At 42.3% G+C, this 25,323-nt stretch carries 21 protein-coding genes; 8 read left to right on the plus strand and 13 right to left on the minus strand.

The window, feature by feature from the left end:
* Positions 1-18: 18 nt before the first annotated feature.
* The 3 genes from gcvT to TPSD3_RS00155 all read right to left on the minus strand — a co-directional run bounded on the left by gcvT (position 19) and on the right by TPSD3_RS00155 (position 3,768).
* Entirely contained in the window at positions 19-1,116 is a 1,098-nt protein-coding gene (gene gcvT, locus TPSD3_RS00145) for a glycine cleavage system aminomethyltransferase GcvT (protein WP_086486575.1), read from the minus strand.
* Positions 1,117-1,256: 140 nt separating this feature from the next.
* Complete coding sequence (locus TPSD3_RS00150) at positions 1,257-2,486, minus strand: UbiH/UbiF/VisC/COQ6 family ubiquinone biosynthesis hydroxylase (RefSeq protein ID WP_086486576.1); 1,230 nt, start codon at positions 2,484-2,486, stop codon at positions 1,257-1,259.
* A 28-nt stretch (positions 2,487-2,514) separates the two neighbouring features.
* Entirely contained in the window at positions 2,515-3,768 is a 1,254-nt protein-coding gene (locus tag TPSD3_RS00155; RefSeq protein WP_086486577.1) for an efflux RND transporter periplasmic adaptor subunit, read from the minus strand.
* A gap of 223 nt (positions 3,769-3,991) precedes the next feature.
* Between TPSD3_RS00155 and TPSD3_RS00160 the strand changes: the two genes are divergently transcribed.
* The 5 genes from TPSD3_RS00160 to rdgB all read left to right on the plus strand — a co-directional run bounded on the left by TPSD3_RS00160 (position 3,992) and on the right by rdgB (position 9,298).
* Positions 3,992-4,843 (plus strand): hypothetical protein, encoded by an 852-nt coding sequence (locus tag TPSD3_RS00160; RefSeq protein WP_086486578.1) that lies wholly within the window; start codon positions 3,992-3,994, stop codon positions 4,841-4,843.
* Between the two features lie 28 nt (positions 4,844-4,871).
* Positions 4,872-5,879, plus strand: a complete 1,008-nt coding sequence (locus TPSD3_RS00165; RefSeq protein ID WP_086486579.1) for a zf-HC2 domain-containing protein — start codon at positions 4,872-4,874, stop codon at positions 5,877-5,879.
* A gap of 1 nt (position 5,880) precedes the next feature.
* Entirely contained in the window at positions 5,881-7,617 is a 1,737-nt protein-coding gene (locus tag TPSD3_RS00170; protein ID WP_086486580.1) for a M48 family metalloprotease, read from the plus strand.
* A gap of 362 nt (positions 7,618-7,979) precedes the next feature.
* On the plus strand, positions 7,980-8,663 hold the full coding sequence (locus TPSD3_RS00175) for a methyl-accepting chemotaxis protein (RefSeq protein WP_086486581.1): 684 nt from the start codon (positions 7,980-7,982) through the stop codon (positions 8,661-8,663).
* A gap of 32 nt (positions 8,664-8,695) precedes the next feature.
* Complete coding sequence (gene rdgB, locus TPSD3_RS00180; protein WP_086486582.1) at positions 8,696-9,298, plus strand: RdgB/HAM1 family non-canonical purine NTP pyrophosphatase; 603 nt, start codon at positions 8,696-8,698, stop codon at positions 9,296-9,298.
* Between the two features lie 124 nt (positions 9,299-9,422).
* Here rdgB and topA read toward each other — a convergent pair whose 3' ends face one another.
* The 5 genes from topA to TPSD3_RS00205 form a co-directional block, all read right to left on the minus strand.
* On the minus strand, positions 9,423-11,756 hold the full coding sequence (gene topA / locus TPSD3_RS00185) for a type I DNA topoisomerase (protein ID WP_086486583.1): 2,334 nt from the start codon (positions 11,754-11,756) through the stop codon (positions 9,423-9,425).
* Positions 11,757-11,876: 120 nt separating this feature from the next.
* On the minus strand, positions 11,877-12,353 hold the full coding sequence (locus TPSD3_RS00190) for a DUF494 family protein (RefSeq protein ID WP_086486584.1): 477 nt from the start codon (positions 12,351-12,353) through the stop codon (positions 11,877-11,879).
* Between the two features lie 40 nt (positions 12,354-12,393).
* Positions 12,394-14,058, minus strand: a complete 1,665-nt coding sequence (locus tag TPSD3_RS00195) for an adenylate/guanylate cyclase domain-containing protein (RefSeq protein ID WP_217884320.1) — start codon at positions 14,056-14,058, stop codon at positions 12,394-12,396.
* Positions 14,059-14,074: 16 nt separating this feature from the next.
* A complete protein-coding gene (locus TPSD3_RS00200) occupies positions 14,075-14,455 on the minus strand; it encodes a response regulator (protein ID WP_086486585.1) in 381 nt (126 codons plus the stop codon).
* A 272-nt stretch (positions 14,456-14,727) separates the two neighbouring features.
* The gene (locus tag TPSD3_RS00205; RefSeq protein WP_086486586.1) at positions 14,728-17,418 is read right to left on the minus strand and encodes a response regulator; all 2,691 of its coding nucleotides are present in this window, start codon (positions 17,416-17,418) and stop codon (positions 14,728-14,730) included.
* A gap of 335 nt (positions 17,419-17,753) precedes the next feature.
* Here TPSD3_RS00205 and cysC point away from each other — a divergent pair, with 335 nt between their 5' ends.
* On the plus strand, positions 17,754-18,371 hold the full coding sequence (cysC, locus tag TPSD3_RS00210) for an adenylyl-sulfate kinase (protein ID WP_086486587.1): 618 nt from the start codon (positions 17,754-17,756) through the stop codon (positions 18,369-18,371).
* Positions 18,372-18,438: 67 nt separating this feature from the next.
* The gene (locus TPSD3_RS00215; protein ID WP_086486588.1) at positions 18,439-19,002 is read left to right on the plus strand and encodes a GNAT family N-acetyltransferase; all 564 of its coding nucleotides are present in this window, start codon (positions 18,439-18,441) and stop codon (positions 19,000-19,002) included.
* 8 nt (positions 19,003-19,010) lie between these two features.
* On the opposite strand, the gene hisN is transcribed toward TPSD3_RS00215, so the two are convergent.
* Positions 19,011-19,793, minus strand: a complete 783-nt coding sequence (hisN, locus tag TPSD3_RS00220) for a histidinol-phosphatase (RefSeq protein ID WP_086486589.1) — start codon at positions 19,791-19,793, stop codon at positions 19,011-19,013.
* A 56-nt stretch (positions 19,794-19,849) separates the two neighbouring features.
* On the minus strand, positions 19,850-20,326 hold the full coding sequence (moaC, locus tag TPSD3_RS00225) for a cyclic pyranopterin monophosphate synthase MoaC (protein WP_086486590.1): 477 nt from the start codon (positions 20,324-20,326) through the stop codon (positions 19,850-19,852).
* A gap of 62 nt (positions 20,327-20,388) precedes the next feature.
* Here moaC and tsaE point away from each other — a divergent pair, with 62 nt between their 5' ends.
* The gene (gene tsaE, locus TPSD3_RS00230) at positions 20,389-20,880 is read left to right on the plus strand and encodes a tRNA (adenosine(37)-N6)-threonylcarbamoyltransferase complex ATPase subunit type 1 TsaE (RefSeq protein WP_086486591.1); all 492 of its coding nucleotides are present in this window, start codon (positions 20,389-20,391) and stop codon (positions 20,878-20,880) included.
* Positions 20,881-20,949: 69 nt separating this feature from the next.
* On the opposite strand, the gene TPSD3_RS00235 is transcribed toward tsaE, so the two are convergent.
* The 3 genes from TPSD3_RS00235 to TPSD3_RS00245 form a co-directional block, all read right to left on the minus strand.
* The gene (locus tag TPSD3_RS00235; RefSeq protein WP_086486592.1) at positions 20,950-21,915 is read right to left on the minus strand and encodes an ABC transporter substrate-binding protein; all 966 of its coding nucleotides are present in this window, start codon (positions 21,913-21,915) and stop codon (positions 20,950-20,952) included.
* Positions 21,916-22,097: 182 nt separating this feature from the next.
* Positions 22,098-22,646, minus strand: a complete 549-nt coding sequence (locus TPSD3_RS00240) for a hypothetical protein (RefSeq protein WP_086486593.1) — start codon at positions 22,644-22,646, stop codon at positions 22,098-22,100.
* Complete coding sequence (locus TPSD3_RS00245; RefSeq protein WP_086486594.1) at positions 22,639-25,152, minus strand: AAA family ATPase; 2,514 nt, start codon at positions 25,150-25,152, stop codon at positions 22,639-22,641. Before TPSD3_RS00245 ends, TPSD3_RS00240 begins: the two co-directional genes overlap by 8 nt.
* Between the last annotated feature and the right edge of the window lie 171 nt (positions 25,153-25,323).

Below are 25,323 nucleotides of genomic sequence, written 5' to 3' on the forward strand. Positions count from 1 at the left end.
GAATCAATAAACGTGCGATTAATTGTCTATTTGAACACAAATTTTGCCCTGTTTCACAAATGGATATTTAACCACTTGTGCCGCTAATTGCCGATTGCGAATAGTGACGGTAATGCCTTCATAATTACCCTGTGGTAAACGCGCAAAACCAATCGAACGATTTAGAATAGGTGAAAATGTACCGCTAGTGACAACACCTTCGCGCCCATCCAATAAAGTCACCGGTTGATGCGCCCGCAAAACTCCCTTACCGCGTAACACTAAGCCGATTAAAATGGGATGATTGCCGTGTGTTTGCTGCTGAATTAAAGTATCACGCCCGATAAAATCCCGCGCCATCGGTTCAAAAGCCACCGTCCACGCCAAACCTGAAGCCAAAGGAGTCACCGTTTCATCCATATCCGCACCGTAGAGACTCAAGCCAGCCTCAATACGCAAAGTATCCCGTGCGCCCAATCCCGCGGGCGACACCCCCGCAGTCAGCAGATGTTGCCAACAGTCTGCGGCTTCCGTTGCGGGCAGAAGAATTTCAAAACCGTCTTCTCCCGTATAACCTGTACGCGAAACAAACCAGTGTTCATTCCAACACGCCGAAAAAGAAGGTAAGGCCATCGCCGCTTGGCGCAATCCCGCTGGCAAAGCCGATTGTGCCAATTGCCGCGCTTTTGGCCCTTGCACCGCCAACATGGCTAAATCGGAACGCACATTAACATTGACATTAAAACTCTCCGCATGTTGACGAATCCATGCCACATCTCGTTGTCGCGTCGCGGCATTGGTCACAAGGCGATATTGTTCTGGCGTTTGATAATAGGCGATTAAATCATCAATCACCCCACCTTGATCGTTCAACATACAACTGTATAAGGCTTTACCGGGCGTTTGCAATTTATCAATATTATTCGCTAACAAATAACGAAGAAAAGCAGGCACTTGCTTACCTGTTAAATCAATAATGGTCATGTGCGAAACATCGAACACACCGGCATTGGCTCTCACGACACGGTGTTCTTCCAACTGTGATCCGTAATGCAAAGGCATTGACCAATGGTGAAAATCGATCATTTTGGCATGGGCATTCAGATGTTGTTGGTGAAGCGGAGTTTTTTTAAACATGGTATTTATCGGTGAAGTCACTGTTGTTTTTTAATTAAAAATCAGAACGAATCAATTTTGTTAATTCTTAAATTCTGAAAATTCTGATTCTGACAAAATAAGAGTTCTATGAACCATATCTTCTTTGGTATAGAAAATAATTAAACCATATAACGCGCTAATTCAGGCAAATCTCCTTTTAATCCCATCGCTTGTTGCATGATTAAATTTTTAATAAACGGGCTATGATGAGTTAAATTTAAACCCACATTACGCAACCAACGCACTGGAGAAGCCGTTTGGGCAAACACTATTTTAAAGCCATCCATTGCGCTTTGCACCAACGCATTATCACTTCGTCGCCACCGCTCATAACGACGCAATACAGCATAATCTCCCACATCTCGCTGCGCTTGACGTGCGGTTAATAACACTTCAGCCAAACACGCCACATCCAACAAACCCAAATTAACCCCTTGTCCCGCTAAGGGATGGATGGTATGCGCCGCATCCCCTACTAAAGCCAAACGCGCCTGCACATAACGTTCAGCGTGACGGCGCGCTAAGGGAAACATGGCACGCTCGCTGTACATTTCCACTTGGCCTAAACGATGATCAAAGGCTTCAGTGAGCGTTTGTTGAAACTGAGTTAATGTTAAATTCATCAAGGCTTGGGCTTGTGGTGTTGGGCAGCTCCAGACAATAGAGGTTTGATGCGGTTCTTTTAAGGGTAAAAAGGCTAAAATCCCTTGTTTTTCTAAAAAACGTTGTCTGGCGACGCAATCATGTGGTTTTGTGGTATGAACATTAGCCACTAAACCTTGTTGTGCATAATCAAACAGATGGTAAGGAATACCTGCTAAAGTGCGAATGGGAGAATTAGCCCCTTCCGCGGCCACTAATAAACGCGCTGTTAAACGCATTCCCGTGACCAATTTCACCGTAATCACTTGATCATCCACAGAAAAACCAGTGACGGCATCGGGTTGAAAACGCACTAAATCTTCTGTCGCGGCAAAAGTGGCTAAACGTTGATTTAACGCCGCTAAAATCACATTTTGTTCAACAATATAACCCAACGTGGGTTCTGTAATCGATTTACTGTCAAAAAAAATCTGTCCTTGTCCCGTGTTGTCCCACACTTCCATCGCCCGAAAAGGACTCACACGTATTTCTTCCATATCATCCCACACGCCTAAATTGCGAAAAATACGTTCAGAAGCGCGTGTCAGTGCAAAAACACGTAAATCTAAAATTTTTGGATGAATTATCTCAGCGGGGCGCGTTTCAATCAAGCCCACACGCAATCCCGCCGACAGCAAAGCACACGCCAAAGTGCTACCAACGACTCCGCTGCCTGCGATTAATACTTCATAATCTGGAGTTTGCATCACATGTTCCTATTGCCAAGATTTACTTTTATTCAATGCGTGTTTGCACTCTCAAGCCATTGATAGCGTTGGGTAATTGAGTCACGATCACTTGATCGCCTGCGTGTAATTCTTCACTGCGCACCAACACCCCGACACTGCGTCCATCGGGCATACTTTGCTCTCCGATAATATTGACAGCCACACTTTGCATTCGACCATCAACCCATTTATATAAGCGATTTGTGCCATAAATAGCCGAAAAAGGCAATAAACTCACATTATCTTCTGCGGGCAGGCGTAAAATGGGCGTTAAGAACTGTCCTAAACGCAATAATTCTGCCTGACTGGTGACGGTGAACAGAGCATCAATGCCGCCCGTTTTTGCTTGAATTTCTCCGGCCACCCGTGCCAATTGTAAATTGACTTCATGCCCCTGCCAATCGGCTTTAGCGGTTAAAAGCTGATTTTTTTGCATTTGTTCTAACACAATGCCTTGATAACGCGCAGGAATCTGTGAGCGAACTTCTAAAGTTTTCGGATCATATAAAGTCACAGCCACATCGCCCACGCGCACCCGATCCCCTGAGGAAACAGACACCTGCGCCAAGCGGGCATCAAAGGGCGCACGCAATACAGTACGTTCCACTTCCAAGCGGGCTTGACTGGCTTGGGCTTGGGCTTTTTTTAAATTAGCCTGTAATTGGGCTAAACGCGCAGGATGGCTGCGAATTTCACGTTTACGCTGTAATAAACTTAACTGTTGCTGTGCCAATGCTTTATTGGCATCGTCCACAGCGGATTGAGAAGAGGCTTGTTTTTGTTCTAATTGCCGCACTCGTTTCACGTGATTTTCTGCTAAATTCAACAAAATTTCATCTTGCTTTAGAGCGGCTATATTGGTGTCGTGTTGAATTTTTTCATTATCAATTTGCGCCGTTAATTGCTGCACTTCTGCTTCACGTTGTTCCAACAGTAATCTAGCCTCATTATCATCTAATTTCAGCAATAAATCGCCTTTTTTTACGCTATCTCCTGCCAAATAAACCACTTGAGTCACCGTCAGCGCGCTATTTTGAGAAAATGGTGGAATACGCAAGGTAGTGGCCTGCGGTGACTCCACTCTTCCGTATAACATTACTTGGGGATGTTGTGCTTGGGGTTGAACGGTGACGACATCAACTGTCCACACTTGTTCTTTTGCTTCAATGGGTTGCGCGGGGGGGCGGGTTTTAATCAACCACACCAGACCCAAACCACCCACTGCTAAAATCAAAAACGGAAGCCATACTTTAAAACGCATGATACAAAAAAATCCTGATAAAATAAGCAGTTATTTATATCTGTGGTGAATGCTGAATGTTCTACCCCTTGCAAAAGCAAGAACGCTAGAAAAAGCAATATTCTCAACTTGACAATTATACGCAATTGAATCGTCTATCACTGAAAATAATGTAAAAAAACACCGAGAAATAACGCAGTAAGCCTATATTCGGTGTACATTATTGTACTCACTAGGAAGCATCATGACCGCAGAGGAAGCCAAACAATACGTTTTTAATTATTGGCGTTATTTACATGAAATCGCACGCAAGCGTTTTTTTAACGATCCGCAATTGGCTGAACAAGCCATTGATTATCTTTTGGAGAAATTACAACGCAATGATTGGCAAAAAATTCGAGAATATCGTGGCGAAGGTTTTACCGCTTTTATTACTGTGGTAGCGAATCGTTTATTTACCGATTTTTCTCGCAAAATTGGCGATACTCCTTACATTCCCACATGGATTCAACAACAAGGGCAATTATGGAAAGAAGGCTTTTTATTATTACATAAAGGATTAACGCGCCAAGAAGCCATTGAGCAATTATGGAATATGTCTCAATCATTAGGCTATGAAAAAGCGGCAATTATTCATGTGATTGAAACTATTTTACATCAAGAAACATTACCTGCGCGTTACACTGCGGTTTCTTGGGAAACAGAACAGATTGAAAATGTCGCTGCCACACAATTGTCTCCCGATGAGGAATTGAGTGAATTAGAAAATGATCGCCGCTTGGAATTGATATTTTTACTGTTGGAATTTTTACAAAATCCCGCTGATAATGCTCAAATTCAAGCCGAGAAATTTTCAGCTTATCCTAAGTTAATACAAGGACTTAATCAGCTAAAACAGCAAATTACTTTAAACAACGAAGATTATTTACTATTAAGTCTGATTTATCGAGAAGGATTGTCTGTCAGTGAAGCGGGACGACGCTTACAACTCAATGCCAATCAAGTGGCAGGGCGACATCGACGTTTATTAACCCGTTTAGAACAGGCTTTTATTGATGTGGGTTTAGCGGAAGAATTGCGTTTATTAATCCAATAATCTCACTTTTTAATTATGGAGTAAAAAAATGAATCCTCTCCCTTTTCATTCCGCTGAACAAGTGCAAGTTTTATGCGCTTTGGCCGCACAAGCAATTCCTTCTGGAGAGAAATTAGAACCTTGTCCCGATGAACAACAATTTATCGCTTTTGTACAAGGCACATTAACAGAACAAGACAGAGCTTCTTTTTTGTTGCATTTAAGAATTTGTCCTGATTGTTATCGAGAATGGCAAATGGTTTGCGATTGCTTGACTTTTGCGCCTGAAATCACTGAAACATTACAGCCAGAATCTACTGTCATTTCTCATTCGGATCAGGGGTTAAAAAATCGCTTTCATTTGTTTTTGATAACGTTAAAAAATCAATGGCAGCATTATTTTACTTTTAATTACCCTCGTTTTGTATTAGGCACGGGGGTATTAAGTTTATTACTAATGAGTTGGTTATTGTTGCGCCTAATGACAGGTTCAACGATTCATCAACAACTGGATGAAATGTACTCAGAATTGAGCCATAAACACAGTGTGGCGACTCAACAGATTTTAGCTGAATTTACCCATCCTTTATTTCGCCCTATTTCTCATTATGGTTTTACGGCTTCTCCCGATTTATCGACGCAACAGCGGGCATTTTCTGCGGGTTTATGGGTGGGACAGCAATTACTGGACAATAATGACAGAACCTTATTACCCATTATTTTACAATCTCCCATAGAAACCACCCATTGGTTAAATACACCTTGGCGTTATCATTATGAATTAGGACGCTGGACAATGGCGTTGTGGGTGGTGTCTCAATTTAATTATGACATGTCGGATCAATATTGGTATAGACAACGGGGTTTATTTGAAAAAATTTATCAACATTTTACGGTGGAAAATAAAGAAAATCCATTGGCAGAAAATGTGATTGCACAGTTAGAACAAATTACTTTGTTATTGCATCAATTGCCTAATCCAGATACACCACAATTGTATGAACAATTAGGGCGTGAATTGGAAATTTTAATGTACACTTTAACAGGACATGTTTAATATGTACAAGATAAAATTAATGGTCGTTCTATTTCTTATTTTCTCAAGTTTCTCTGTGCATTTATTCGCCAGAGAATTTCGAGAACAAGCGGCTTATTATATTGAAAAATATGGGCGGGCTGATCCACAATTAGCTGAAATTAAAAAGGTTTATGCTATTTTTGAGCGCGTGCGCGCCGTGGCCGATAAACAGCAACAACGTTGGCCACAGCTTATTGTGGTGCAAACTGCGCCATCTCATTTTGCGCTGGCTTTACCCGATGGCAGTATTGTTATTTCCGCTGCAACTATTCGCGCTCATTATGATGCAGTGAGTGAGATTTATGGGGATACTCGTTTGGCGTTTATTTTAGGGCATGAATTAGCCCATTTGGCTAATAATGATTTTTGGCATCGGGAAATTTTACAATTTGCAGATAATCAAGCATTAACATCCGCTGTGCAGTTAGAAAAAGATACGCTACAACGACAAGAATTAGCCGCAGATGATGCAGGATTTTTATATGCGGCATTAGCGGGTTATCCCGTTTCTCTTTTACTTGAAGAAAAGGAGCAAAAAAATAGTTTTTTTGAATTGTGGGAACAGCAACCGTGGCAGGCTGCCATTCGCACACATCCTGACAGTCAGGTGCGAATGAGTTTATTAAAAGAACGTTTGCAACTTTTATTAGAAAAAAGTATTTATTTTCATTTCGGTGTGCGTTTAAGTCATTTTAATCGCTGTGAAGATGCGATTTATTTTTTTAAAGCCTTACAACAACATTTTCCTTCGCGTGAAGTGTTTAATAATTTAGGCGTATGTTATTTGCAATTGGCACGGCGAGAATTAGGGGAAAAAGGATGGCTTTATTGGTTGCCTATTCAGTTGGAAATAGATAACCGAATGGAACAGTTATTAACAGGCACAATGCGCGGATATGATTCAGTTGCCGATAATTATTTATCCCAAGCCCGTCAAGCCTTTGAACAAGCCAGTCAAATGGATGCCCATTACGCGCCTGCGTGGTTAAATTTGGCGATTACCTTGTTTTATCAACAAGATATTTTTGTTGCTCGTGCTGCCATAGAAAAAGCCCGCGCCTTGTCTCCCAATGATACCCATGTGGCAGGAATGCGAGCATTGATCATTGCGGATGAGGGCTTTGGTGCGGATACTTGGTCGCAAGCGATTGTTTTATTAGAAGAATTATTAGACGACCCAGAAGTAAGTCCTTTGTGGCTGTATAATACTGCTCAGTTATTACGCCAAAGAGGTCGTACAGTACCTGATGGATATTGGCAGCGGCTGGCGACTTACACTTTGCCTTTTCCTGTAAAACAAATGGTTTGCGCCCAAACTCCCTGCGCCACATCCGCAAAAAATAAACCGTCAACATCGCTGGAAGAATTAATTAAATTACCTGTAAAATTAGGCAGTTATCTGCGACGCGATCCACAAGCACAAGCCTATTTAACACCGTTTACACGTTTTGATTTTGATTGGCAGAAAGCGGTTTATGGCACGCTGTATCAAACGCCCACAGAAGAAATACTGGTGTTGGCTGGGTATGTGGAAATGGTGGTGTTGCACGATTTGGCTATTTCAGTAGAACAATTACAAGCCGCTTGCCCATTTCCCTTACAAAAAACTGATGTGGTACAAGGTCAGTTGTGGCACTGTGACACGTGGAGCGCATTGTTACAAGCGCAAAAAGTACAGCAAATTTGGATAGTTAATGATGAAACACAAAAAAAATGACGGAGCATTTAACTCCGTCTAAAAAGTTGATGGGTACTTCTACGTTCATAGTGTAAGCAGAAACCGTTGCAATTGAGTGTCAATTGCGTGAAGAATTGGTGAATTTGTGGCTTTTTGGATGAATTAATGTAGTCGTTTTTGCGGCGCACAATGATTATCACTTTTGACCTCATAAAAAAACTATTAAAAACCATCTATTAGAATGTGCTAATATCTCCTTAATCGCTAAAGAAAAATCGATGTAACAACCCAACAAATCGAATTTTTGGCGAGAAGTCAACCGACCTGTGCAGCGGTGGGATGTCAAACAAGGCGCATAAGCAGAGGACGGTGACGAGCGACATCAATGGAGGTAATAAGTAGTGACTCAAAGTAATAAAAATCCTGACGTTTCGATTGCGACTCCGTCAAAAGAATCTCCTCTGCCTCAAGTTGCCACAATGGAATGCGGCGCGGCTATCAGTCGTGGACAAATGGAAGCCTTTGTTGAGTCATTTCGACAAAGTGCGCGTCGTTGGGAAGTGGTGGTGTATCCTGCTTTGTCTGCGTTTGCGTTATTGGCGATTTATGGTTTTTTTCTCATTTATAATCTGAGCCGTGATATGTCTACGATGGCGATCAGTATTGATCCGCGTATGGCAAATAATATGGCTTCTATGACGGACAGTATTGCCACTTTGGCCGATAATGTGCAGGTTATGACGGGACAAATACAGGAAATGACCCGCACGATGCAAGTGATTTCGGTGAAATTGGATTCGCTAGAGCCGATGTTGGTCAATATGGAAACGATGCAAAATGCCATTAGCGAGTTGTCACGTTCTGTAAACAGTATTGATCAGTCGGTGTTGACGCTAGACGGTTCTATTACCGAAATGGGGCGTTCGATGCAATCTATCGATAAAACAGTGGTCAGCATGAGCGAATCTATGCAAAATATGACGGTCACGACGCATCACATGCAAGTGCATTTAATGCAGATGAATCATAGTATGGGTCATTTTGCGCGTCCTGCGTCGATGTTCAATAGTTTTATGCCGTTTTAGTTTTGTTACTGAATAGTTGAGAATCAACCCCCATGTCGATCAATACCCTTGTTCTCGCCAGTTCTAATGCGGGAAAAGTCAGAGAATTTACCGAAATCTTAGCCGAATACAACTGTGTCGTTGTTCCCCAAAGCCAGTATCAAGTGCAAGATGCCGAAGAAACGGGACTCAGTTTTATTGAAAATGCGATTTTAAAAGCCCGTCATGCCGCACAATGCACGGGATTCGCGGCGATAGCGGATGATTCAGGTTTAGAGGTGGATGCGTTACAAGGTGCGCCCGGTATTTATTCGGCACGCTACGCAGGGCAAGGGGCGAGTGATACGGAAAATGTGCAGAAGTTGTTAAATGCGTTAAGAGAAGTGCCAGAATCGCAGCGAACAGCGCGTTTTCAGTGTGCGATTGTGTTGTTGCGTCATGCGCATGATCCAATGCCGTTGGTGTGTTGTGGTACATGGGAAGGGCGCGTATTGTTTGAACCACGGGGTCAAGGGGGATTTGGTTACGATCCTGTGTTTTACGTTCCCACGCATCAATGCAGTGCCGCTGAATTGCCCGCAGTCGTAAAAAATCAATTAAGCCACCGCGCTCAAGCCCTGCGGGCATTGCAGGGACAGTGGGGGCGGGTGGGATAGTCACAAATAATAGCTTTAACCTCACTCCCAAATGCCTCGAGAAAGTGAAAAATAAGCCCTTGTTAATTCGTACATCGCGGCATCCCAACGTGAATCGTTGGGATGGGAGTTTGCTGAATCTGTTTTAACCCGCTGTTGTTTCCTCTGGCGGCGGGGCTAATTCAGGCGCGGGTGCGCTGTAAGTGCAGGTTTTTTGGGGACAAACTTTTTCTGTGCCGCGTCGCTTGGTGGTTTTTACCGTCAAAATCGGCCACTGGCATTGAGGACATGTTTCGACAATCGGCGGATTGGAAACGGCGTAGGTGCAAGTGGGATAGTTGGAACAGGCGTAGAAAAAAGTCCCAAAACGCGATTTTTTACGGGTCAAAACACCCTGCTGGCAAGAAGGACAAGTGACTCCTGTGTTATCTTCCGGCATTGATTCCGTGTGTTTACACTTGGGATAGGCACTGCAACCGATAAATTGACTGCCCGAGCGCGCTTTTTTAACGTGCAACGGCGCACCACACGCCGGACAACTCCGCCCTTCCACCACCACCGCAGGCGCGGCTTCGGGACGAGGTTCGCTGCCATCGTCGTCTACATTGCGCGTGTAATCGCATTGGGGATAATTGGAACAGCCGACAAATGAACCATTCCGTCCCAATCGCTTCACCAAAGAATGACCACATTTAGGACAAGATTCGTCTAGGGCTTCTTGTACCAAATCTTTACGTTGTACGGTTTCGGCTTTGATGTCGATCAGGGTTTTAAATTCTCCCCAAAAACGATGCAATAACGGAATCCACGGCTCTTCCCCACGAGACACTGCATCTAAATCGTCTTCCAATCGCGCCGTAAAATCGTAATCAACATAACGGGTAAAATGCTCAGTCAATAGACGATTCACCACCCGACCAATATCGGTGGGTTTAAAGCGTTTTTTCTCTAAAATAACGTATTCGCGTTGTTGCAGCGTAGAAATAATCGTGGCATAAGTCGAAGGACGACCAATCCCAAATTCTTCCAAACTCTTTACCAGACTGGCTTCTGTAAAACGTGGGGGCGGCTCGGTAAAATGCTGTTCAGCACGAATACCTTTTAAATCAATCAGTTCACCCACTTCCATATCGGGTAACATTTTATTACCCTCCTCATCTTCAGTGGCGCGATCATCGACATCTTCTTGATAAACCGCCATAAAACCCGGTTTGGCTAAAGTAGAACCCGTGGCACGAAAGAGATTTTTCTCATCTCCACAGGCTAAATCCACCGCTACTGTATTCAGTGTGGCATGGGTCATTTGGCAGGCAATCGCTCGCTTCCAAATCAGTGTATACAGTTTATTTTGATCGGCGGTCAAATGGCTGCTGATGTCTTCGGGATAACGCGCTGCGGCTGTTGGACGAATGGCTTCATGGGCTTCTTGGGCGTTTTTCGACTTGGTTTTGTAAGTTGCGGGTTTATCGGGTAAAGCGTCTTCGCCATAACGCGCCGTAATCACTTCTCGCATTTCACTAATGGCATCTTCGGCCAAATTCACCGAATCAGTACGCATATACGTAATTAAACCCACTGCACCATTGCCAATATCAATCCCTTCGTAGAGTTGTTGTGCCACTTGCATCGTTTTACGGGTAGGAAAACCCAGTTTACGCGAGGCTTCCTGCTGCAAGGTGGACGTGGTGAAGGGAGGCGCAGGCTGGCGTTTGCGTTGTTTTCGCTCTACTTTGACCACCCGCAATTGACCTTGTGCAAGCGTCAATAGGGCTTCTCGTGCGGCGGTGGCAGTGGCTTCTTCGGTAAAACTGAATTGGGCGATTTTTTCGCCTTGAAATAATTGTAATCTTGAAACAAAATTTTGTCGTTGTTTTTTATTATCCGCTTCAATCGTCCAATATTCTTGAGGCTTAAACTGCTCAATTTCCTGTTCCCGCTCCACAATCAAGCGCAAGGCCGGACTTTGTACCCGTCCTGCTGACAGTCCTGTACGGATTTTGCGCCACAGCAACGGCGAAAGATTAAACCCCACCAGATAATCTAAAGCCCGTCGCGCTTGTTGGGCATTGACCAAATCCATCGATAATTCACGGGGATGCTGAATGGCCTCTTGAATGGCGCGCTGCGTGATTTCGTGGAAAGCGACGCGATAAATCGCTTTGTTGTTGAGCAAACCTCGTTCGCGCAGCAATTCGTACAAATGCCAAGAAATGGCTTCTCCTTCCCGATCAGGGTCAGTGGCCAGATATAACGCATCGGCGTGTGACATGGCTTTGCTGATGGTTTCGACATGTTTTTGATTTTTTTCAATCAATTGGTAATTCATGGCAAAATCAGCTTCCGGCACCACCGCCCCCGCCTTGGGCAGCAAATCGCGCACGTGACCATAAGAAGCTAACACTTCAAAGTCTTTGCCCAGATATTTTTTAATGGTTTTGGCCTTTGCAGGCGATTCAACAACAACGAGATTTTTACTCACGACAGATAGCTTGCGTTAAAGTGGACGACACGGCAGTTGTTTTCCCAACAACGCCTCGCAGACGACAAGAAGTCGTCAAGTAGAATTTAATCACTGTGCTTAGTTTAATCGACAGGCCAGTTAATGCAAGAGACTGACTGTTTCATCGTAGATCAAATCTTCCATCCAAGTAAAAGCCGCTTCTTGTCCGGGTTGATTAAACAGCACCATTAAAATCACCCATTTCAGTTGCTCCAGATTGAATTCGTCAATGTCTAATGCCATAATACGGTCAATGACCAACTCTCGGCTCTGGGTTTCTAAAACGCCCGTTTGTTCTAAAAACAGCAGAAAACCGCGACATTCAATGTCCAATTTTTCACATTCTTCTTTCAGATAGACACGGGTAGAACTGTGGCTGGTTGCGGTGGATTCGGCGAGGCTTGGATAGCGGGCTAAACTCTCTAACCAATCAAAAGCCTTGCTGATTTCATGAAGAGGAAACCCGGCATTAAGCAGTTCTTGTTTCAAGGATTCTTGATCAAAACTCACGGGTTCATCATCATCCATGTAATTTTCAAATAGATACATTAAGACATCTAGGATATTTTCTTTCACGGGAAATCCTGTTTACTTTTCTGCTCATGCGTTTAGCGCATTAATTTTTGTGACCCAGCAACAAATAAGTCACCATTTCTCCTTTTCCTTTCACTTCGATAATGCCGCGTTTTTCTAAGATAAAATGATTTTTAACGCGCTGATAAGTGCTTTCAGAAATTTGGATTTGGCCGGGGATGCCGTGCGACTCCATGCGACTGGCGATATTCACCGCATCTCCCCATAAATCATAATTAAACTTATTTTTACCAATTACGCCTGCAACGACGGGGCCTGTGTGAATGCCAACGCGAATTTTAAAATTCGAGCGGTTTTTATGATTTAGCTCTTCAATAGCGGTAAACATATCTAATGCCATTGCCGCCACCGCTTGCGCATGATCCGCCCGCGGAGTCGGTAAACCCCCAACCAGCATGTAAGAATCACCGATGGTTTTAATTTTTTCCAAACCATGTTTATCCGCTAATAGATCGAAGGCTAAAAAAATTTCGTTTAATTTTTCTACCAATTGGGTTGGGGAAATGCCGGCGGATAATTCAGTAAATTTGACTAAGTCAGAAAACATCACAGTGACTTCAGGGAAGCTGTCGGCAATCGTATGTTCTCCGCTTTTTAGACGGTCGGCGATGGGTTTGGGGAGAATGTTAAGTAATAGTTTTTCTGATTTTTCTTGTTCTTCTTGTAATTTTTGTAAAAAGGCATGTTCTCGGTCGCGTAGGCGTTTCCGTTCTAAGCTTGCAAAAATTTTTGCTTGTAAAATCACTTGGTTAAATGGTTTTTGCAAATAATCTTCCGCACCCATTTCAATACAACGCACGACACTGTCGATTTCGTCCAAAGCAGAAATCATGATCACGGGTAAATGGCGAAAATCTTCTTCAGATTTTAACGTGGCCAACACCTCGTAACCATCCATCTCCGGCATGATTATATCCAATAAAACCAGATCGTAACTGTTATGACGAATCATCTCCAATGCTTGTACGCCGTGAGTCGCCACTTCAACCCGAAATCCTTGTTTTTCCAGACGACGAGACAATAAATCGCGGTTACTTTCCTTATCATCCACCACCAAAAGCCGCGCATCTTTCACCACCAATTCGATTTGTTCATTGCTGCGGCGAACCGTTTTAACGGCTTCATCTACCAGACGTTGCTGACTGTTACGCGACGTATCGGCCGAAGCCGGCGCAAACGCAGTGAGCCGCGCCGCCTCTGAAGGGGGGCTGCTGCCGTTGGCTTTGATCTTATTGTCGTTGCTTTCTTTATTATCAACGCTTAAATCATTGATTAAATTGAGTAAGCGGCGCGCCAATCCTAAGATTTTATCCAGATCAGCGCACATATCCTCTTCCTCACCGGCATCGGATAAGTCTTCAATGATCATTTCACTGTAGCCAATGATGGCGTTGATCGGTGTGCGTAAGTCGTGACGTACTCGACTGCTCACCACTCCCGCCATCAATTCATTAGAGACATCGCTGCCGTTATCGGCAAACAGTTCTCCAATGAGTTTTTTCAAGTTGTTGGCGGATTCTAGGATTTTTTCGAGGTCTTCGATTAAATAAGCAACCGCAGGCTCATTTTTGGCGTATGTCAGCAAAAGGTCGGTGTAGGCAATGACCGAAGTCGCTGGTACTAACAGGCCATAACCCATGTCCACTAATTGCCCGTCGCCAGCGGATTCCGGGTGTTCTATGTCCATTACGGCGGTCTTCACATCAGGCGTTGCTTGAGGGCGCGTTAAGCAGGTTTTCTATTTTGCCCAATAGGCGAGGTAATTCAATAGGCTTGGTATCGTAGTCATCACATCCTGCCGCCAAAGCCTGTTCTCGATCTCCAGACATCGCGTGGGCAGTGAGGGCGATAATTGGAATTTTTTTAGTTTTTTCATGGGCTTTGAGTTCACGGGTGGCCGTCCAGCCATCTTTGACGGGTAAACTCATGTCCATCAAAATAATGTCAGGCAAATGTTCGTGTGCCATATCCACACCTTGCCCGCCATCCGTTGCAATCACGACTTCGTAGCCCTTACGCGCTAAGCGTCGAGACAACATGTCACGATTCATTTCATTGTCTTCTACCAGCAGAATTCTGGGCATTTAAAAATCTCCTTATTGAAAAAACAGTGCGTCGGATTACAGATGAGAACCACGACCCATCTTAAAGACGTGGATTTTTATATTACATTGTACCGGCGGCTATGTCGTAAAAAAAGGTAAAAACTGGTGTAAGATTATAGCCGACAGCCCATTCAAGCAACTGTTTGTTGTTGCGGGAGAGATATTTTAACTAATTTTTTGATTATAAAGTATTTTTTCAATCTTCGTTTTTCGCGTTTTTGGAGTTCATGGTTGTTAGAGGGGCTAATTTATCACGTTTCGAGGGGCTGGGGTTTATTTCGTGCCTCCATTTTAGCGGCTGCATAAATTAGACCATTAATTTTTTGTAATAGTTCTTCGCGGGTATAAGCCCCTTTACACAAGATAGTTTCAATTTTTCCCGCCAAACGCAAGCGTTCTGAGCGGCTCAAATCGTGAGCAGTAATCACCACCACGGGGATAGCTTGCCACAATGCGTGGCGGTGCAGTTGATCCAGAAAAGTAAAACCATCCATCTTTGGCATCGATAAATCAAGCAAAATCAGATCAGGCACATCGTGTTGCATGTGTTGTAACGCGACTTCGCCATCGGCGGCTTGGGCGACACGCCAACCCGATTTGAGTAATAAGCTGTGCATTAATTCTCGCGTTGATTTGTCGTCTTCCACGATTAAAGCACAAGGTTGATGGTTTAATTGATAGCGTTTTAAAGTATTAGCTAATAGACCTTGATCCACGGGTTTGGTAAACACTTCAGCCGCGCCTTGTGCATAAGCGGTTTCTGGGTTTTGTAAATTAGACAGCACAATGACCGGTATGTGTTGCAGTTCTGTATCGGTTTTTAACGTGGCCAACATCGCCCACCCATCGGCTTCAGCCATTTGTATATCTAAAGTAATCGCCGTTGGATGTAAATCGCGGGCTAACAGTAAACCATGTTCTACATTATCAGCCACGTAAACGTTAAACCCTTCTCGCGTCAATGTGCGTTTTAAATGGTCTCTGATTGCCGTATCGCTGTCTATCACTAAGATTTTATTCACAGCAAGCAAAGGCGTTAGTTTTAACCATTCTTCGCTGTCATCTTCATGGCGAGCGGCTACGGTGGTTGGCAGGCGAATGATAAAGGTACTGCCATCGCCTGGCCGACTTTCTACGGTGATGCTGCCGCCCATCATGTCGCAAAATTTGCGCGTGATCGATAAGCCCAATCCTGTGCCGCCGTATTGTCGCGTTGTCGATGCGTCGGCTTGGGTAAACGGTTCAAAAATACGCTGCATTTGCTCTTCGGTCATGCCAATACCACTGTCGCATACCCGAAAAATCACCCAATCCACACCTTCGACGGTTTCCCGCGTTGCGTAGAGTGCAATCACGCCATTTTCGGTAAATTTACTGGCATTACTGAGCAGGTTGAATAAACTCTGTCTGACTTTGGTCAAATCCGCGTGCATCGTGCCTAAATCGTAGATACAATGCACCTCTAACGTGTTGTGTTTTTTCTGTACCAAAGGTTCAATCAGGGTAATGACATCGTGTAACATTTCTTCAAGATGAAATGTTTCTAAAAATAATTCCATTTTGCCGGCTTCGATTTTTGATAAATCTAAAATATCATTGATCAAGCCCAGTAAATGTTTACCTGCGGTATAAATTTTATTGAGATCGGTTAAATATTCGCTGTGTCCCAATTCCTGCATTTCTTCTTGCAACATTTCGCTGTAACCAATGATGGCATTCATGGGGGTGCGCAATTCATGGCTCATATTGGCGAGGAATTGGCTTTTAGAGACGTTAGCGGCTTCGGCTTGTGCCATCGCTTCTTGCAAAGCCAATTCGGTGCGTCTGCGCTCACTCAGTTCGCCGTGCAGTTCATACTGCATCGTGCGCAGTTTGTCGTATAAGTGCTTAAAGTGAATACTGGCAATGATCGTCAATAAAAAACCCACGCCCGTTAGAAAAATCCAAATCCCATATTGGCTTAATAACGCCGTCGGCGTGACTTTACCAAATTCTTCGTAAGGAGGAAGACGTAAAGTCTGCAATAAACGCTGTACCACGCGATAGTTGGCGGTGACTGTCCATCCAGCATAAGCATCTTGTTGCACCACGGGGTGATTGGGCGATAAAGCAAGCAGGTGTTGGGTTAAACCATCGCTGATGGTTTTGGGTAAATGGGGCATGGCTGAGATAGCCCAGTGTGGGTATAACGGCGTACTGTGCGCAAAAGGGAAGTGTTCAACCATAGGTTTAGCGGCGAGTATTTTAAAGCTATCGGCTTGGATTTTACCTTGTTCAAGCCAGCGTTCCAGACTGCCCGCGCTGATCACTCCCGCGTCTACTTCTTGATTGAACACGGCAGGAATCACTTCATCGTCGTCTTTGACAAAGTACAATGCCCGTAAATCGCGTCGGGTAGACACGTGAGCTTCCAACAGTAATCCCCAAGCCGGCAACCAACTGCTAAAACCATCATTGGTTGTTGCCATCACTCGGCGGTTGCTTAAATCGGATAAGTTGTTTAGCTTATGCTGGTCGGCACGGGTAAAAATCACGCTGGCTTGCTGACTGTAAGGCGTTTTGGGATGGGCGGATTGGTAAGTGAGCAGGTGTTGGGCGTAGTAACTGTGTTGTAAGCGCAGATAAACCGCGGCATCAGTCAGTGCCAATTCAAGTTGTCCGGCCGCTGCTGCTTGTAATAAGGCGGTGGTGGTCATGAATTGCACCGTGAAGCGATAATCTGGAAAATGGGTTTGTAAGTAGGCTAAAGTGGCAGAGAGTTCTGGGATAAAAGTGCGATGTTGTTGAATGACAAGGCGAATTTCCTGTACTTCATTGGCGTTGGCACTGTTTAGCCCACCGAACGAACACAACAGCATCAACGCCAAAAATCGGCACAGCACACCACGTTGCCGCCCTTGAAAAAAACAGAGCCAGTAAAACGCACAAGGATAACAAGACACAGGCAAATACCCCAAAGCTAAACGTATTTTTAGAGGTGGCGTTTACTTCGCACAACGTGAAATATCGCTTGCACGATAAAAAATTGACGTTACTTTACTCATAAACGCGTTGAGCATTTTTTAATTGTTTTAGGTGCGATGAAAGTCGCCCATCCAGTCAGCAAAAAATATTCCTATTGCTGCAACGCAATATCCAGCGATTTGTCTCCATCAGATCAGGCTGTTATTGTCCCATTTTGGTGCAGAATAAGGCAAGTCTATTGAATTTCATGTTTCGGTTGCACGTTATTTTATTCAACCGTTTTATCACACCACATTAAGGAGTCACTCGTCAAATGAGTCAGACCACAAATAAAAGTAGTAATACTGTATGGCATCATGCCACCGTCACTCGCGCCCGTCGTGCTGAGTTAAATCGCCATCAAAGCAAAGTGTTATGGTTTACGGGCTTATCGGGCGCGGGCAAGTCAACCATTGCTCATGCGGTAGAAGAAGAATTGTACCAAAAAGGTTTTCACACTTTTGTCTTAGACGGCGATAATGTCAGACATGGTTTGTGTGGTGATTTGGGATTTTCCGATGCGGATCGGGTGGAGAATATTCGCCGTATTGGTGAAGTGTCGAAATTATTTGTTGAAGCGGGCGTTTTGGTGTTGACGGCGTTTATTTCGCCTTTCCGTGCGGATCGGGATAAGGTGCGGGCTTTGTTAAATACGGGTGATTTTATCGAAATTTATTGTCAATGTCCCTTAACGGTGTGCGAAGAGCGAGATGTCAAAGGGTTGTATAAACGCGCCCGTGCAGGGGAAATTAAAGCCTTCACCGGCATTTCTTCGCCTTATGAAGAGCCAGAATCTCCTGAATTGGTGATTGATACCAGCCTGTTGAGTTTGGAGCAGTCGGTGCAAACCGTATTAGATTTCTTGGTGGCACGCGGAGTTTATGCGGCTTAGTGGGATTGGTGCATTTTTTTAGGGCAGACACCTTGGTCTGCCCTTAGCTGTTGAGGGGTCATCTTTTATGAGTGATAACCGGTCTTCCTACACCGTACGTCAAGCGACTGCTTTGGATAATGCAGCGATTTGTCAGGTTATGTTATCTGCTTTTGGTGCCTCGGAAGGGGAAGAAATAGTTCAGTTATTCACCCAATTGCAACCAGACATCACCGCACAACCGATGTTATCGTTAGTGGCTGTTGAAGAAGAGCATATTGTGGGACATATATTATTTACTGCGGCTCACATTGTCCCGGTGACTTCGATGCGTGCTGCCTTGCTTGCGCCTTTGGCCGTGCATCCCGCACGGCAAAATCAAGGCATCGGAGGACAACTCATCACCACTGGATTGGCTTTGTTGTTGCGACAGGGGGTTGATGTTGTATTCGTGTTAGGTTATCCGGCCTATTATCAAAAATACGGATTTATTCCGGCGGGCGAAAAAGGATTGAGTGCGCCCCATCCGATTTTGCCAAAAAATGCTGGGGCGTGGATGGTGCAGGCTTTGCGTTCGGGTGTGATTGGAGAGGTGCGCGGTCAAGTCCACTGTGCCGAAGCCATCCGTGATCCCAAATATTGGCAGGAATAACGACATATTTAAGCATTTAACACGGTTAATGCCTGTTGATAACAATGGGCATTTCCAGATGCAATCACTTGTCCCTTTGAGTGTAAACCAAGCGCATTCCCCTGCCAATCAGAAATGATTCCGCCTGCTTGTTCAATAATCGGAATTAATGCGCAATAATCATAAGGTTTTAAAGTATCTTCCACCACCAAATCCACAAAACCGTTCGCCAATAAACCATACGCATAGCAATCTCCACCAAATACTGACATTTTTACTTGTGATTGCAATTTTTCAAATAAAGGGCGAGATGTTTCTGTAAAGATAAGTGGGCTGGTGGCATATAACGTGGCGTGTGCCAATGCGGTGCAAACACGAGTATGCACGGCTTGGCCGTTGAACGTGGTTTGTTGTCCTACTGCACCACACCACCGCTCGCGCAAAAAAGCCTGATCTAAAATGCCCAACACAGGACGTTGTTGATATAACAGCGCGATTAATGTCCCAAATAATGGTTTTCCCGTAATAAATGATTTCGTTCCATCAATAGGATCAATCACCCAAATCCATTCTGCTTCTAATTGCGTACTGCCAAATTCTTCTCCATAAATACCATGCGTGGGAAAATAGCGGCTTATTTCCTGTCGAATAAGCTGTTCAATTTCTCGATCAGCGATTGTGACTGGAGAATGATCGGCTTTATCATCCACGGCTACGCTTGTCCGAAAATAACGCCGAACAATATCCCCACTTTGATCCGCTAATTGATGGGCAAATTGAAACAATGATTCTGGAACAGTTTCAAGTCTCATGGAGGATTCCTTTATTTTATTTTGTCAATTCTGATTTAACGCAAATTGGTGATCATTTAATCACGCTGCCAATGTCCTGATTTTCCGCCTGCTTTTTCTAGTAATTTTACATCACTAATAATCATGCCTCGATCCACTGCTTTGCACATATCATAAACGGTTAATAAAGCAATTTGCACGGCGGTTAAAGCCTCCATTTCTACACCGGTTTGTCCCGCGGTTTTAACGGTAGCTTGACAATAGACGGCCGATTCTTCTAAACGGCTTTCTAATTCGACGGCCACATGGCTTAATAATAAAGGATGGCATAATGGAATAAAATCGCTGGTTTTCTTAGCTGCCATAATGCCCGCTAAACGCGCCACCGCTAAGACATCACCCTTTTTATGTGTTCCCTCTTGAATTTTAAGCAATGTATCGGCATTCATTATTATTTTGCCGCATGCCACTGCAACACGCTGGCTACTATTTTTCTCACCAACGTCAACCATTTGTGCATCACCCGCGGCATTAAAATGGGTTAATTGTGTCATTATTAATTCTCTATGGTTTGGAATAATGAAATGGGTAAAATTTTGAGAAAGAAAAAATTATCATGACTGAATGGATTTATCAATTAGCCAACGATCAAGCCACCGAATCACTGGGACGCGCTGTAGCCCTTGCGTGTCAAGGACAAGGCATTTTTTACTTGCAAGGTCAGCTTGGTGCGGGAAAAACCACTTTTGCACGGGGTTTTATTCAGGCTTTGGGACATCAAGGCCGGGTAAAAAGTCCCACTTATACCTTAGTTGAACCTTATCTTTTGGCTCAAAGTTCCGTGTATCATTTCGATTTATATCGTTTGAATGATCCAGAAGAATTAGATTTTTTAGGCATTCGAGATTATTTAGCGTATCCGCCTTTTGTTTTTCTTATTGAATGGCCAGAAAAGGGAGGGCTTTATTTACCACGTGCTGATATTTGCCTGCAATTATCTTATCATGAAATGACAGCACGTCGCTGTACCTTAATGGCCAACAGTGATCAGGGACAAAAAATAATGCAATGTTTCTTGTCTGAATATGATAACGTGAATTTGATTTAACAATAAAATAACCTCCCAAAATTCCTAAAATCTTGGGAGGCTATCGACTATTCCCAAAACAAAAAATAATTACCGAATAATCTCTGCTGTTCTTAATAAAGAACGGTTAAATTGTACGCCTAATTTATCGGCAATGCGCATATTAATAAATAATTTACCTTCTTTATTCGGCACAATGGGAATATCAATGGGTTTCGTGCCATCAAGAATTTTTAAAGCCGCTTGAGCAGCCCATAAACCTTGTTCTTCGGCCACATTAGTGATGCCCAATAGCGTAAACGGTACTAACCAAGGGAAACTCGCGCCCGCAGGAATTTGCGTGTTTTCTTCCACGAATTTAATCGCCGCTTCGGTGTCCCAATCGGCAATCCCCACGTAATTAAGCACGATCAACATATCCACTTCGGTTTGCAGTTTTAAAAAACTTTCTTGCCATTCTGCAAATGTTTTAGCAAAGTAAGATTGTGTAATGGGAATATTAAGAATACGACTGTAATTCTGTACAACTTTCCGTTCTGTCAATCCTTCCACAGTGAGCGTACCAATTCGCTCTCCTTTAGCATGTTGTTTTAAATGTCCAATAATGGTAGGAATAAGTTCAACTTCTATCATTCCCGTGACATTTTCATAAGGAAAACCATAAGGCGACGCATCCCAGTTAATCCCGCAAAACACAAAAGGTAAATCCGCGTTTTTATAATGCGGCACAATTAAATATTTTGCCGCATCATCGTCGGAAGTCATCACCACATCGGGTTTAAAATTTTCTAAAAAGGCTTTAGCATTAGCCGCTTCCGTTTGCTTCCATTCTTCGGCGGAATTGCGTTTCGTGTCCATATAAAACACTTTATAATCAATGCCTTTGTCTTTTAAACCATTTTCAATGCCGCGATTAATCCCATCTGTCCATTGAAACCCTTCATGATAAGAAGCAATATGAAGAATTTTCTTACCCGCATAAGGAGATTCAGCCACGGTTAAAATAGGAAAACAACACGTTAAGAATAAAATTGTTTTTGCCCAAATTTTTGGCATCGAAATAACTCCTTTGGTGGGTGGGAATGAGGTTACTTTCTATCCCGGCCGGACATCGCTTTGTTTACCCGCGAAGTGATCATGATAAAATGAATTCATAAAAAACACCTATCATTTATTTTCCGTAGATTTTTTATTCTGTGAATTCTTATCCTGACAAAATAGACACGTTAAAAATCACACTATTTTGGTGAGATAATCTGTATGTTACTTTGCAATTTTAAAAACTCTTTACACAAGACATCAATTTCGTGGGTTATCACTTCGCTGCGCTTTTTGTCTTCAATAAAATTTTCGAGATCGAATTTATGTAGTGTTTTTCCCAAATGAGATTTAAATTTTTCATAGTGGTTGCTGTTCAAATAGACGACGCAAAATATAAAATGGTATTCATCCCTAGCAATACTTAACATTTCAAACATTTTTCCTAAAGTTTTTTGACTTTTTAATAATTTATCCTGCATGTCTTTATTATTGATTTGACTAGCACGTTGGTTTTTGAATTCTATAATGAGCAAAAAGTATTTATTTTCATGAGGTACCACCATTAATGCGTCAAATGACTTTGGCGTATCAATTGGGTACATTATTTTAGTGATGCAATCGAAATCAAAAACATTCACTCTACTGTCACAAAGATACTCCTCATTTTCAGTATCACGACTGGTTTCTTTGAGTGTTTTAATACAACTGTTATATTGTTTTTTTAACTCAAAACATAATTTATCCATGAAAAGCCTCTTCAATGTCAAGCGCATCAAATACTGCAAACGGTTCTGATAGCTGCTCAAAAATTCTACCCTTATCATTGGTCACATCACGCAATATAGATTGCTGCTCTTCTTTTTCAGTTAGATAAAGTCTTATTTTATCCGCAATTTTTTCTTTCCACGCATAGCGAATGAGTGCTTCTACCATATAATGGCTGTGTGTAGTCAATAAAACTCGAACCTCTTGCTTTACCAGTGCAATCATCAACTCGGCATATTTTAACTGCCAATTAGGATGAACATGAATTTCTGGTTCATCTAAAATAAGAATGCTACCCTGCTTGAGACTTTGATTTTGAATTAGAATCTGCAAGACACCAAACATTTTAATCCCAGAGGCCGTATCAAACATGGAAATTGGTTCATTGATCAAATCCTTTTCATAGACAATATTATCTGCTATTTCTTTATAAGAGAGTTTTCCTCTAATAATGTGCTGAATATCATTTGATAATTCAGATGAGAAAGAAGTCTGTTTAGTCTCTTTAGAAGCAAGGCGTAAAATTAAGTCTATCACCGTTTTAGGTAAATCATATTTAAACCCATATTGTTCGGCTAAAAGAAAGGTATTTTTGATATAAGAAAACTTATCCAATAAATCAGGATTGCCTATGAAAATGGGATAAAAATGGTCTTGATACAACTCCTGTTCTTTTGGTCTCAGCCTTGTCAAGCCGTTTGCTCTTGAAACTGCACTGGTGATTTCATTATAAAATATTTTACTAATCGTACTTTTTCCCGTATCGTTTTCTCCGGCAATAACGCTTAAACCCGCTAATTCTACTTCGGCTTGTTTAATTATCTTATACTGCTTTATTTCTAGCTTTATAACAGCACCAGCGGCACTGATTTTAATTCTTGGATCAGCGGCACAAATGGCGTTAAAACTATGTGTAACGCGCATTTTAAACTCTCGACTTTTAACATGTTCAGTAATCGCATCGCTTATTTTTCCAATAGCCTCTTCTCGCTTAGTCTTAGTGTCTGATCCTGAAATTTCTAATGCAGCCTGCCAACTTTCTCTTTGCTGTTCTAAGAGTAGCCAACGACCATAAGTTGAGAGCTGTTGAAAAAAATCTTGTTTCATTTTATTAATGCGCTTTTCTTTTTCTTCTTTAGTCACATGTTGATTAAATTTTATAATCGCATCAAAATCAAATAAGTTAAATATACTATTGCAAAATTCGTAAACAGGTTTTAATTCTCCATATTGCTCTTGTTTATTAACAATACGGCGATTTAACGCATCTACTTTTTTCCAATGACTATCCTTAACTTTATTTAAGAACTCTTGTAAAAGATTGAGAGAAAATGAAGCATCGGAAAATATTTTATCAATATTACTACAGTCGCAATAAGTATTAATAAATTTTCCAACTTCTAGTGGAATTTGTTCTAACAATTCCGCGATTTCAGATGCTAAATTAGCATCTGGAATCGCTTTATCAGATAAAAAAAAGGAGGCTGCTGTGATTTTTTTTCTATCTTTGACACTAAAATTACGGATTGCTTTTTCTACCTGTTTTTTTGATTCAGCATCAGCATTGGCTTTATTAAAAATGAATTTAAATTTATCAAGATAACCTTTCTCGAATATCTCCTTTAATGCTGAACTTGTCGATATAAATGGCTGATCAGCTTCTTCGATAAGAAAAACATAATCTGCAACATTCAAAAAATCAAAGTGTTTATTGGATAGCGCATTCAAATTATGCCCAATACCTTCACTATCTATTAAAATAATGGACTCATTCTTCTGAAGAAATGGACCAGCCAGTAATTTCCCTTCTATTCTGATATATGATAAAAGTGGAATGAGACTATTTTCTTGGTTAGACAATAATTTTTTGCTGATTTCAATAAAATCAGCTTTATTATCCCTTTGATAAGAATAAAAACCCATAGATAAGTCACAATGACATATCTGCTTAACAGATTCATTTATCCAATCATACATTTTTTCTTTCTTAGACTTGATAAGTACCTTTACATCAGAATTAGGAATTAACATTTCTGCATAAATTTCTTTCGCCATCTCTTGTAGTTGCTGGTGGCTTAAAATATAGCTAAATCGCGTTGTTTGGCAAGGAGTTTCAGAAATTAGTTCCACAATTTTCTTAATTTTTTCTTCAGATTCTATTTCAGAAATCGCACCATTTTCTGTTGTAGGCAATTCCGTGGTGACTTCTACTAAAACATCATGAATGGCATCTAGTATTTCCTCTTTTTCTTTAAATACTACAGTGGCTTTATATTCAGCCCCTTCGTGCAGAATATATTCCGTAGGAACAGTAGTTGTTCTGCTTTTACCAGTAACAGGAAAATTATCTTGTTCTGTTCCCATGATTTCTCTAATAAAAGTGGTTTTTCCTGAACCTGTTTTTCCAAGAACATAAACCCGCACCACATTTTTGGGAAGCGGTTGCTGACTTTCTAAAAGGTCTTGAATTTCAAAAAAATAAGCCATGAGTTCTCTCTAAAGGTTAAGATACAGCATAATGATGTGATTCATAACGTGTTTATTTTGTCAGAATCAGAATTTTCAACAGCGATTTTTGCCAATCGCTTATTTTCAGCCAATTTTTATTTTTTAAATTCTGAAATTCCGTTACTTCTGATTCTGACAGAAAAATTTTAC

Origin of the sequence: Thioflexithrix psekupsensis, from assembly GCF_002149925.1 — a bacterium.
Taxonomy (GTDB): domain Bacteria; phylum Pseudomonadota; class Gammaproteobacteria; order Beggiatoales; family Beggiatoaceae; genus Thioflexithrix; species Thioflexithrix psekupsensis.

Excerpts from the sequence above, each read along its gene's own strand:
- TPSD3_RS00215 (WP_086486588.1), top strand. The coding sequence starts at position 18,439 with ATGAGTGATAACCGGTCTTCCTACACCGTACGTCAAGCGACTGCTTTG.
- TPSD3_RS00160 (WP_086486578.1), top strand. The coding sequence starts at position 3,992 with ATGACCGCAGAGGAAGCCAAACAATACGTTTTTAATTATTGGCGTTAT.
- cysC (WP_086486587.1), top strand. The coding sequence starts at position 17,754 with ATGAGTCAGACCACAAATAAAAGTAGTAATACTGTATGGCATCATGCC.
- TPSD3_RS00245 (WP_086486594.1), bottom strand. The coding sequence starts at position 25,152 with ATGGCTTATTTTTTTGAAATTCAAGACCTTTTAGAAAGTCAGCAACCG.
- TPSD3_RS00165 (WP_086486579.1), top strand. The coding sequence starts at position 4,872 with ATGAATCCTCTCCCTTTTCATTCCGCTGAACAAGTGCAAGTTTTATGC.
- TPSD3_RS00200 (WP_086486585.1), bottom strand. The coding sequence starts at position 14,455 with ATGCCCAGAATTCTGCTGGTAGAAGACAATGAAATGAATCGTGACATG.
- TPSD3_RS00150 (WP_086486576.1), bottom strand. The coding sequence starts at position 2,486 with ATGCAAACTCCAGATTATGAAGTATTAATCGCAGGCAGCGGAGTCGTT.
- TPSD3_RS00170 (WP_086486580.1), top strand. The coding sequence starts at position 5,881 with ATGTACAAGATAAAATTAATGGTCGTTCTATTTCTTATTTTCTCAAGT.
- TPSD3_RS00235 (WP_086486592.1), bottom strand. The coding sequence starts at position 21,915 with ATGCCAAAAATTTGGGCAAAAACAATTTTATTCTTAACGTGTTGTTTT.
- moaC (WP_086486590.1), bottom strand. The coding sequence starts at position 20,326 with ATGACACAATTAACCCATTTTAATGCCGCGGGTGATGCACAAATGGTT.
- rdgB (WP_086486582.1), top strand. The coding sequence starts at position 8,696 with ATGTCGATCAATACCCTTGTTCTCGCCAGTTCTAATGCGGGAAAAGTC.
- TPSD3_RS00195 (WP_217884320.1), bottom strand. The coding sequence starts at position 14,058 with ATGGACATAGAACACCCGGAATCCGCTGGCGACGGGCAATTAGTGGAC.
- TPSD3_RS00240 (WP_086486593.1), bottom strand. The coding sequence starts at position 22,646 with ATGGATAAATTATGTTTTGAGTTAAAAAAACAATATAACAGTTGTATT.
- gcvT (WP_086486575.1), bottom strand. The coding sequence starts at position 1,116 with ATGTTTAAAAAAACTCCGCTTCACCAACAACATCTGAATGCCCATGCC.
- hisN (WP_086486589.1), bottom strand. The coding sequence starts at position 19,793 with ATGAGACTTGAAACTGTTCCAGAATCATTGTTTCAATTTGCCCATCAA.
- TPSD3_RS00155 (WP_086486577.1), bottom strand. The coding sequence starts at position 3,768 with ATGCGTTTTAAAGTATGGCTTCCGTTTTTGATTTTAGCAGTGGGTGGT.
- tsaE (WP_086486591.1), top strand. The coding sequence starts at position 20,389 with ATGACTGAATGGATTTATCAATTAGCCAACGATCAAGCCACCGAATCA.